Origin of the sequence: Pinirhizobacter sp., assembly GCF_035317885.1 — a bacterium.
In the GTDB taxonomy this organism is placed as follows: Bacteria; Pseudomonadota; Gammaproteobacteria; order Xanthomonadales; family Rhodanobacteraceae; genus Pinirhizobacter.
The window spans coordinates 1-10,735 of sequence record NZ_DATHFX010000465.1 but is presented as its reverse complement, the minus strand read 5'-3'; the positions used below and the strand labels follow the sequence as shown (position 1 = coordinate 10,735).

Genomic DNA, 10,735 nt, shown 5'->3' with positions numbered 1-10,735 from the left:
CGCGCATTGCGTATGAATCACCTGCCGGCAAGACCCCCGTGGAAATCATGGCGAACTACGAACAGGCACTCGAAGGCGCTGGATTCCATCCGTTTTTTGAATGCTCGCCAGCGACGCGGGACTGTGGTGGCTACGACTTCTCGCGCGACTACGCCAGCGACATATTGAATGCCGATGCCGAACACCGGGACGCCATGCTCGAGCTCCTGCAGTCGACGCACGGGGACGTGCGCTACTTCGGCGCGACATTGAAGCGCAATGGAAGCCAGGTTGACGTCGGGCTGATGGTCTCCGGCACCAACGCCGGTGTCGGCGTGCTGGTGACCATAGTCGAGAGCGGAGCGATGACTACCGGCCAGGTCACCGTCGACGCCGACGCCATGTCCAAAGGCCTCGCCGCCGAGGGCAAGATCGCCCTCTACGGCCTCACCTTCGACACCGACAGCGCCAAGCTCACCGCGGCGTCCGACCCCACGCTCAAGCAGATGAGCGACCTGCTACACAAGCAGCCGGGCCTCAAGGTGTATATCGTCGGCCACACCGACGATACCGGGGCACTGGCGCACAACCTTACCCTCAGCCAGCAGCGCGCCGAGTCCGTCGTCAAGGCACTGACAACCACCTACGGCATCGCCGCAAACCGCCTGTCGGCCAAGGGACTGGCGTCCTATGCACCGGTGGCCAGCAATCACTCCGACGCCGGCAAGGCCAAGAACCGGCGTGTGGAACTGGTAGAGCAATAAGCGTCAGGACGCCTGCTTGCGATAAAGCAGGTCGTGTCCCTCGCGACGGGCGATAAAGCCCGTCACATGGCCGGCGGCATCGCGCTGGATGATCCGCCGCGTGCGCGGCTGGCCCGGTGTGAACAACACGTCGCGCACCTCGGCGTCGAGCGCTTTCGCCGCCCCACCGTTGGTGGAGCTCTCCAATCCCCGTGGCGTGCGGGTGATCTTTACCGTGGCCGCCATACCGGCGCTGTACGTGCCTATGTACTGGTCAAGATCGGCCGCGGGCAAGGTGACGGCTGCCGGATCGTTCTGCACGGCAAGCGTCTGGCTCGCAATCATCTTCCAGCCGTCTTTCTTGTGCTGCCAGGTCTCGATCGACTTGAAGCTTGCATGGGTGACGATGCTGCCCATGGTGAAGCTGCCGTTGTCGGTAAAGCTGGTTACCGCGGTATCGCCTTGCAAGACGAAATTCCAGTCGCTCTGCACCAGTTCGTTGTGCCGGCCGGCAGGCGTCGGTTGCGTGCCGGCCAGGATCTCCGCGCGGCTGGACAGCTCGCCGTTCTCGTTCATGAAGACGACGCGATCATCCAGCAGTCGGCCGAGGGTGGCGGCATCGCCACTGGCCGAGGCATCGGAAAATTGCTGGGACAGGCGTTTGACCTCCGCTTCGGGGCTAGTTACCGACCAGGCCGAGGCAAAGGGGACGGCCAGCAACAGGAAGACGGCAGCGCGACGCATGCGGGCGATTCCAACAGGGCAAGTGGCGGCAGGATGCACCAGGGACCTTCGCTTGCCATCCCGTACCGATGGCAGGGTGCCGACCGGCAGGGTCGGTATCCGGGGTCAGAGTATTCACTCTGACCCCCATCCCGTACCCGCGCCACCCTTAGAACCCGCAGTCGGTGAGCCCGTGGTATATCGACCTGCCGCCGCGCGGCAACCGCGCGTCGATCGCGTCGCGGCCGGCCAGCGCCCGGTAGAACTCACCGATCGTGGTGCCAGGCACGATCGGTGACTTGCACTGCCAGATGCGTCCGTCGACCACCACCTTGCCTGAAGTCGGATCCACCTCCTGGTTGCTGCCAGCAAATGTCCAGATGCATTCGCCCATCACCCCATCGGCGAGGCGCACCGAGCATCGGTAACGCAAATGCTGGATATTGCTGTACTCGCCTTCGCAGAAGGTGTCGCCACAGATGTCATTGAAGCCCCTGGCCAGGCGACGCTCAAGGTCGTAGAAGGTGCTCCAGCCATCTTCATCGCCCGGGTAATCGATCGCATCGACATACACGGGTGCGGTTTGGGACGTGGTCGGCAACCCGACGGGTGTCGCGGCCGCCAGGGCCATGGCGGAAAGTGCGGTGAAAAGCATGGTGGAGCTCCGTGGTGGGGAGCTGTCATAAGGCCATGAGCATCGTGCCCGCCGTACCGGGCATCGCCGCCAACCCGCGTGGTCGCAGATCGATGCCTAATGCTTGCCTGCGCCCACGAACACGTCGGCGATATCCAGCGCCGTGCGATAAGGTTCCGGATCGTTGCGGCTGGTCAGCAGGACCACCGTGAAATGCCGCCGCGGATAACGAACGATCACGTTGCGGAAACCAATGGTTTCTCCCGAATGCCAGAGTGTCTCGCCGGTGATGCGCCAGCCGAAGCCGTACTCGATGGTGGGGTCGTCCGTCTTCGTCCACGGATGGAAGGCCAGCCGGCGGGATTCATCGCTCAGCAGTCGGTCGTCGTAGAGCGCAGCGTCCCATTTGGCCAGGTCGTCGATTGACGAATAGATGCCGCCGTCCCCAAGCACGGCACTGGTCATGCTCTGGTCGGTGCGCGTCCAGCGCCCGTCGATCAAGCTGTAGCCGAAAGCCCGGTTTGGCACGGGCGGTCCGCCCTGGACATACGCCAGCGTGTTGGTCATCCCTAGCGGAAGGAAAATCCGCTGTTTCAGGAACGACTGGAAACTCATGCCCGAGGCTTTCTCCACTACCAGCGAAAGCAACGAATAGCCGCCATTGCTGTAGCGATAGCTCGACCCCGGCGGAAAATAGGTGCGGCGCTCACCTTCCAGCAGCTTCAGTACGTCGGCATCACGCAGCGGCACCCGGGTATCGGGCGACATGATGTCCTCGTAGTCGATCAGCCCTCCGGTGTGTGTCAGCAGGTGCCGAATGGTGATGCCGTCAGCCGTCGGTGGCAGCGAAGGCAGCCACCGACGGATGGGATCATCCAGGCCCACCCGGCCGTCCTGCGCCAGCAACAGGATGCTGGCCGCCGTGAATTGTTTGGTCACCGAAGCCAGGCGGTAGTTTGTAGCGGGTGCGGCAGGCGTACCAGTTTCCAGGTCTGCCAGGCCGTACCCCCGGCGGACCAGCGCTTTGCCGTCCTTGATCACCAGCAGCGAGGCGCCGGGCACCTTGCCCTGGTAGCGCTGCATCAACGCATCCACGGCGTCCATCTGGCGCAGTGGCGCGCTCGTGCAACCGCTCGCAAGCGTGGCGGCTAGACACACTACCCAGGTTGCTATGCGCATGCTCACTCCACCGGCGCGTCGTAGATCAGGTTCGGGGTGTGGTCGTCCTTCAGCGTGTAATGCCACCACTCAGGAGCGTAGTTCTCGAAGCCTGCCGCCGCCATCGCCTTGAGCAACCGCTGGCGGTTCGCATGTTGGGCAGGTGTGGCACCCGGCGCATCGGTATGCGCCAGCGGATCGAAGAAGTCGAAGTCGGTGCCCATGTCCAGGGGCGCGCAATCCTTGCCGCCATGACATTGCATCACGGTAAGATCCACCGTTGCCCCACGGCTGTGACCCGACACCGGGGCGATGTACTCGCCTAGCAGGGCCGACTTCGCCACGTTCGGGTAATGCACCGACCGGGTGGATTGATCGGGGTCCGAAGCCCAATGGACAAAGGCAGCCACGGCTCGCGCCGGTCGGTAGCAATCGAAGATCCGCAGGCGCATGTCCTGCTTTCTCAAGGCATGCTCCACGCGGGCCAGTGCCTCGGCCGCCGGCCGCAACAGGAAACACTTAGGTTTGCGGTAGCCGTTAACTACGGCGCCGGTGAAGTTGTCGGAGCCTGCGTAGTGGATCGCCTCGCCGATGTCGGGAACGAGGCTGCGGATATCTACCAGGCCCGCTTCAGAAGTGGTCCTGGCCTGCGAAAGCGCCGGTGGTGGTGGCGCAGCCCACGCTGGCGCGACAACGATCGCGAGCAACAGCAAGGGCATGACACGCTTGCTCGCCCTTCGCGCCGCCACTACCGCTACTGCCAGACGAGCCACGGGAGCCCTAATGTCGCACGCAATCGCCAATGCGCTTGAACGCCAGGTCTTCGAAATCGTTGCTGAAGTCGCCATCGGGGTCCACCTTGGTCAAATGCATCACGCTGTCGCTGCCGACATCGATCCAGGGCTCGACATCAGCCTCCGGGTGATGCCATTGCACCAGGTCGCGCTTGCCCACGCGCTCGAGGTGTCCTTCCATCATCGGTGAACGCGCCGAGACGAAGCCGACCTTGCCGTCGGGGAGGGGGCAGATGGACACCTCGCCAAACCAAGGGTCCTGCCAAGTTCCCAGGTAGGCGGCAGCGTCGCTCACCGGCACCGGCTTGCGGGAAGACGTATCCGGCACCCGCGATGCCTTTCCGGGCGCAGCAGCCGCCGCCTTCATCTGATCAGCGAAATAGCCGACGGTGCGCTGCTCTCCCGGAGCGGTGAACTGTTTCATCAGCGCCTCGGCCAGCGCATCGCGCGCGTCCTCGCCGCCACCGTTCATCAGGATCACGAATCCCGACTTCTCGTTGGGCAGCAGGCTTAGCGTGGAGTACATGCCCGCGAGCGTGCCGGTATGCGACACGCTCCACTGGCCATCCACGTCGGCCAGGCGCCAGCCGTATCCGTAGGCGTAAAGATGAGTGTCGTCCCACCCGCGCTTGTGCCCGGATATCGGCATCGGCATCTGCGCCGACCACAGGGGCCGGCGTTCATCAGCATCAAGCCATTTCAACTGGGCAGGCGTGGGATCAAGCCAGTTATTGGCCCAACGCAGCATGTCGTCCAGGCTGCAGCGCACGCCGCCGGCAGCGGCCGAGGTGATCGCAGGCACCTCGGGCCCATCGGCATGGATCAATACGTTGGCGTCGTCCTTGCGAATATGCGGCTGAGCCACGTTGCCTACCCCATCGCGACTGAAAGCGCCGACCTGGCAGCGATCCATCCCCATCGGCTTGAACACTTCGCGCTTGAGCAAAGCTTCGTAAGGCGCACCACCGGCAGCGGACGCCACCTCGCCGGCAACGACGTACAGCAGGTTGTCGTAGGCGTACCGCGAACGAAAACTGTACGCCGGTTTCAGGTAGGCCAGGCCTGCCAGGATGTCCTTGCGGGTGAAGTCATTTGGCTCCGGCCACAACATGAGGTCGCCCGCGCCGGCACGCATGCCGCTGTCGTGGATCAGCAGATCGCGCACCTGGATCTCGCGCGTCACCCACGGGTCGTACATCCTGAACTGCGGCAGGTACTTCGTTACCGGGTCGTCCCAGTGCAGCTTTCCCGCCGCCACCAGTCGCGCCAGCATCGCGGTGGTCATCGCCTTGGAGTTCGAGGCGATCTTGAACAGCGTGCGGGTGTCTACCGCCTGCCCGGATCCCGTCACGCGCTCACCCGCGGTGCGGCGAAACACCACCTGGCCGTGGTCGATCACACCCACCGCCAGTCCAGGCAGGTGGAAGCGCGCCATGGCTTCATCGAACAGGCGGTCGTAGGGATGGGATACCTGCTGCACCTGGGCCCAGACGCGCAGGAGATTGCCACCCCAGATCTTCGCGATGTCGGCCTCGCTGAAGCCGCGCCTGCGCAGCCCTGCCGTGACGTTGTGCGTCTGGGATGCATCCATCCAGCCGGTGATCTCGCCGCCGCCGTCGAAGTCCGAGGCGATTCCCACGTGGTCGATGCCGGCCACCTTTACCATGTGCTGGATGTGGTCCAGGTAGTCATCGAGGGTCGCCAGCGGGTGATCCTTCTGGATCTGCCGCATGCCTTCAGCATAGGCGGGCAGATAATCGTGCTTCTCGCTGTCGTACTTCGTGTCGCCGGCGCCCTTCGCCACCGCCGCCTGCATCTTCTTTTCCGCCGTCTCGCGGGCCGGGTCGATTTTCAGGAATTCCTTATAGGCCACGGCCTGGACCACACCGCCCTTGTCGGCAATGGCTTTGAGCAGGTCGTCGGTAAGATTGCGCGGGTGGTTGGTGATGGCGCGCGAAGAGGAATGCGAGCCTATGATCGGCGCCGTGGACAGTGCCAGCACGTCGCGCACGCAGGCGTCGGAGGCGTGCGAGATGTCCACCATCATCCCCAACTGGTTGGCCCGGCGCACCACCTGGCGGCCGAAGTCGGTGATGCCCAGGTCGTCGTCGGCCTTGTCGCCGAGCTTGGTGTCGGGCAGCGAACTGCCGCACAGGTCGTTGTTGCCCACATGCGCCAGGCCCACATAGCGCGCGCCCCGGGCGAAGGCGGCATCCAGGCGCTTCAAGTCATGGCCGAGCGAATAACTGTTTTCGATGCCGATCATCGCCGAGAGCTTGCCCGCGGCATGGTTGGCGCGCACTTCATCGGGCGTGCGTGCCATTCGGATGCGATCGGGATAGCGCTTGAGCATCAGGTCGATGGCATCGTATTTCTTCGCCGCCTGCGCCACTGCCTTGGCGTAGCCGGCGGGTGTCAGTGGCCCCTGCCCCACGTAGATCACGAAGAAGGCCCCATCCAGGCCGCCCCGCTCCATCTTTCCCAGGTCCACCTTCAGCGGGGTGTCCTTGCCCACGTCGAATCGGGATTCGCGCATATACCCGAAGGGAATATCCACGTGGGTGTCGATGGTCAGCGGTTCGGTGGTCTGCGCCGTGGCCGCACCGGCAGCGGCGGCGATGAGCCATAGGGCGTTACGGAGGGTCTTCATCGAGCTAGCCACCTTTTCCGGTCCGGCATGCATCGTCGCCGCAAGGGCAAAAAAAAGCGACCCGCAAGCCGCGGGTCGCGGGGGGAAGGCGCTTCTTTAGAAGTCCAACGATACGGTCAACTGGCCGAATCGCGGGGACTGGAAGCGCTGGGGCTGGAGAAAGGTGGAGTTCAGTCCGCCGACCGACGTTTGCAGGTCCTGGTCCACACCCAGGGTGCGCTGCTGGTTGAACAGGTTGTACACGGCGAACTTCACCCGCAGGTAATTCTTTTCGGTCACCGGCAGGATGTAGGTCAGGCTGGCGCCAAGGTTGTATGTCCAGGGCGTGCGATCCTTGCCGCGCGGCGAAAGCTGGTACACGCGATTCTCCGAATGCGGATCATCGCAGTTGGACACGCAGATGAAATAGCTGTGGTACACCTGCGCGTCATACGGGTTGCCCACGCCATAGCCGGTGATGGGGCTGCCCGAAAGCACCACGAGGTCCGCGCCCAACTGCCAGTTGGGGCTAATGGCATAGGTGCCGCGGAACTTGAACTGATGGCGATGGTCGTTGGGCAGGTATCCGCTGTTGAGGTTCACGTACGGGTCGTCGAAATTCTCCGTGCGGCCGGTGTCGTCGAAGTTGGTATCCGAATCGACCGGCCCCTCGGCGTTACCGCGGCTCCACGACAGCACATACGAAGCATTGAAGGCCCACTTATCGTCCCAGGCACGGTCGATCTGGAATTCCAGCGAGCCGAAGCTGCGCTTGGGCTTCTTCCAGCCGCGCTGGCCCAGGTAGTTGCCTTCCGCGTCGTACATCGCCCAGCCTTCCTTGGACGTGTCCACCGTCAGGTAACCATCGGGCACGCCGTCGCAGTTGGTATCGCCGTACACCGTAACCTTGCTGCCAGGGTTGGCCATCACGTAACCGATGTACCCATCGCCGCCGCACTGACGCGTGGCACTGATCTCCATGTCGTCGATGGCGTTGTGCAGCTTGCGGTAGGTGCCGCTCACGCCCCACGACCACTTGTCACTGATGGCCTGCTGGAAGCCCAGGATCGCTTCGTCCTGGTAGACCGAATCCATGTTCTTGTCCACTTCGGAGCGGAGGTCGCCCACCGTGCCGTCGCCCTGCGAGTCGTCCACCCCTCCAATCTGGGGGCCGAGAATCGGTACCGCATAGGGCGAGCCGTTGCGCTCGAGGATCTGATAGCCATCGAAGCCGTAGTAGGTGCGCTGGTCCAGCAGGCCACCGGCCTGCTTGATGTTGATCACGTTGGCCACGGGCAGGTAGTAGCGACCGAGGTTACCGAACACCTTGGTGGTGCCATCGCCCTTCAGATCCCACGAGAAGCCGAGCCGCGGCGCCACCATGTTGTCCATCTTGATGTAGCTGCGGCCCGCGGCATCCTTGTTGTCGAACGCATCGCGGCGCAGGCCGACATTGAGCAGGAAATTGGGCGTGATCGACCAGTTGTCCTCCACGTAATAGGCGGAGTTGGTGGTTTCGAAGTTGCCGCTGAGCTCGTTGCGGCGCGCACGGACATAGGCGAAGTAGCCCGGCGGTACCACGCCGTCGTTCTCGATGGTGGAGCCAGGCGTGGTGGTGTAGATGTTGTAGTACAGCTGCCCGGGACCGGGATAGTGCTGCAGGAAGTCCGAGGTATCTACTTCATGGTCATAACCAAAGCGCACCAGGTGATCGCCCAGGGTCCATTCAAAGTCGGCCCGGGACTGTTTGCGCTCATCGTTGCGCTTTTGCACCGCGGTGCTTGGGCTGCAGCCTAAGGGGACGCCAGGGTCGACGATCCCCGATACCGCGCGCACCGGATTACAGTCGAAGTCGCTTTGCGCGCGCGTGAAGGCTTCGCGCTCGTTCTTGCCGTACATCAGCTTCATCGACAGGTTGTTGAGCAGGTAGCTGGTGTAGGTTAGCGCCCAGTTCCGGCCGCCGGTGTCGCTGTACACCTCGTCGTTCTTGGGGCTGGTGGTATCGGTGTCGAAATCGTAGTTGTAGACCGAGCCGACGTTCTTGTCCTTGTCGGAGAACGCCATGAACTCCAGCAGGTTCTTGTCGTTGATGTGCCAGTCGATCTTGGCGCCCCAGAACCCGCTGTCGGTATCGTTGGTGGTCAGCAAGGTGCCGCGGTCGTTGGTGTTCTGCGGTGTGTAGCCGCGCGCCTCGTACATGGCAAAGAAAAACAGCCTGTCCTTGATGATCGGGCCCGACGCGAACACGTTCATCTTTGTACGAGAGTAGTGATCCTGGCTGGACGTAAGGTACCGGCCGGTTTCGTCATAGTGATCGTCGGCCTTGGCCTGCCAGGCGCTGGGCTCGAACGTCATCTCGGTGCCGGCCTTGAACTCATTGCTGCCCGACCGGGTCACCGCGTTCACCACGCCACCGGTGGTTCGGCCAAACTCCACCGAGTAACCACCGGTCTTGACCTGGAATTCCTGGTAGAAGGCAAACGGCGCCTCGGAAAACCCGTTGCGGTTGTAGAAATCGGTAACGTTCAGTCCGTTGATGTAGAAGGAATTCTCCGCCACCGAGGAACCGCCGAAGGAAATGCCGCCGAAGCCGGCGTTGCCCTTGTTCACGCCTGGCGCCAACAACGCCACGGCCTGCACGTTCTGGTCCACCGGCAACCGTGCCAGTTGTTCCCGGCTGATGTTGGTGGCCGATTCGGTGGAGGTCACGTCGATCGCCGACACCACGTTCGGCGCAGTCACCTGCACACCGGCCAGGTCCACCGCCTCGTTCTTCTCACCCACATTGACCGTTGTCGCGTTGCCCAGGCTTACCGTCACGCCGACCGGCGAGCCCACGGGTTGACCATCTTTGCTGCTTTCCAACTGGTAGTGGCCCACCGGCAGGTAGGAGAAGCGGTAATTGCCGTTACTGTCGGCCGTGACCGAGCGCGTCAGGCCAGTGCTTGGATCTCGAATGGTGACCACCGCACCGGGACGGGTGTGGCCGACCACCGAGCCATCGGTGTTGGCCGCGTGCACAGGTTGCCAGGCGGCCAGGCACAGGCCCACGGCGACGCACAATACGCCACGGCGCAGGACTCGCCTGCCTTGCTTCATTTGCCACATCGTCCCCACTCCCCAGGCAAAGTTATCTAAGTAGCTATTTCCTCGCGGTGCTGCTGCCCGCCCTTTCCGATGCGGGCGTCACTTCCTGCCACTTGAAGTCGTAGTCCCATTGGTCGAAGTACACATTGCCGCCCGACCACTCCACTTCGCCGCGCTGCAGATCAACGGTCTCGGAACGGAAATACTGTTTGGGCGGAACAAATGGCTGGCTGTAGTCGTCGTTGAAGGCGATGCGATAGGCATCCAGGCCGCCGAGGTAGAACCACTCGAGCGCATCGTCGCCAGGCTTTGCGTTGGCGCCGGGGAGCAGGCGGCCGAAGGTGACATCCATCGGTACCCAGCCATAGGGTGCGAAGTACACCTGGGCCCAGTCGTGGATGTTGTTGTAGGTACCGTCGGAGAACATCCAGCCCGACTGCCAACGCGTCGGGATGCCGTTCAAGCGCAGCAAGGTCATCAGCAGCAGCGTCTGCTCCCCGCAGTCGCCGTGACCGGCATGCAGGGTGTAATCGCTGATGTTGCTGATGGTGGAATACTCGCGTGCGCCAGCCCAGGGGATCTTGTCCACGGCGGCAAACAGCTTCTGCGCGATGCGGTAGGGGTTCTTCTCATCGCCCACCACACGGCGGGAAAACGCGCGCATGTCCGGGGTGAAAACGATATGAGGCGCGCGTTCGGCAACGAAAGGCGCAAGTTCCGGAGTGATGTGTTCGCGCGTCACTTTGGCCGCATCGATACTGTTGTAGCGCGCGTAGAGCGTGACCTCGTAGGTCACGGCAAAGATCGTGGGCTTGCCCGCTTGCGCCGGTTTCTCAAGATACGCGGTGCGCTGCAAGGCAGACTCGGCGGCGAGCTTCGCGCCGGCGGGGGTGCTGTCCACCAGCTGGACGTTTTCCTGCTGGCCGGCAATGGCGCGCGGGAAAGGTACCCACGCCCGCACCGTCTGCCCGGCCGGCACGGCATCGGC

General features: G+C 63.2%; 8 protein-coding genes. 1 reads left to right on the top strand and 7 read right to left on the bottom strand.

Features of this window, described 5'->3' with window-relative positions; all coding sequences use genetic code 11:
* The coding region (locus tag VK519_RS15340; protein ID WP_324351179.1) for an OmpA family protein at positions 1-743 on the top strand (743 nt) is incomplete at its 5' end.
* 3 nt (positions 744-746) lie between these two features.
* Here VK519_RS15340 and VK519_RS15335 read toward each other — a convergent pair.
* The 7 genes from VK519_RS15335 to VK519_RS15305 all read right to left on the bottom strand — a co-directional run.
* Entirely contained in the window at positions 747-1,466 is a 720-nt protein-coding gene (locus tag VK519_RS15335; RefSeq protein ID WP_324351177.1) for a nuclear transport factor 2 family protein, read from the bottom strand.
* Positions 1,467-1,614: 148 nt separating this feature from the next.
* Positions 1,615-2,100, bottom strand: coding sequence for a hypothetical protein (locus VK519_RS15330; protein WP_324351175.1), 486 nt, complete (start codon positions 2,098-2,100; stop codon positions 1,615-1,617).
* A gap of 96 nt (positions 2,101-2,196) precedes the next feature.
* Positions 2,197-3,258: a serine hydrolase domain-containing protein gene (locus VK519_RS15325; RefSeq protein ID WP_414692759.1), complete on the bottom strand. Its 1,062-nt coding sequence runs from the start codon at positions 3,256-3,258 to the stop codon at positions 2,197-2,199.
* 2 nt (positions 3,259-3,260) lie between these two features.
* A complete protein-coding gene (locus VK519_RS15320) occupies positions 3,261-3,956 on the bottom strand; it encodes a M15 family metallopeptidase (RefSeq protein WP_324351173.1) in 696 nt (231 codons plus the stop codon).
* Positions 3,957-4,017: 61 nt separating this feature from the next.
* Positions 4,018-6,681: a membrane dipeptidase gene (locus tag VK519_RS15315; RefSeq protein ID WP_324351171.1), complete on the bottom strand. Its 2,664-nt coding sequence runs from the start codon at positions 6,679-6,681 to the stop codon at positions 4,018-4,020.
* 96 nt (positions 6,682-6,777) lie between these two features.
* Positions 6,778-9,759 carry a TonB-dependent receptor gene (locus tag VK519_RS15310; RefSeq protein ID WP_324351169.1) on the bottom strand — a complete coding sequence of 994 codons (2,982 nt, stop codon included), beginning with the start codon at positions 9,757-9,759 and terminating at the stop codon, positions 6,778-6,780.
* Between the two features lie 43 nt (positions 9,760-9,802).
* Positions 9,803-10,735, bottom strand: a 933-nt coding sequence (locus VK519_RS15305) for a transglutaminase-like domain-containing protein (RefSeq protein WP_324351167.1), incomplete at its 5' end; no start/stop codon positions are given.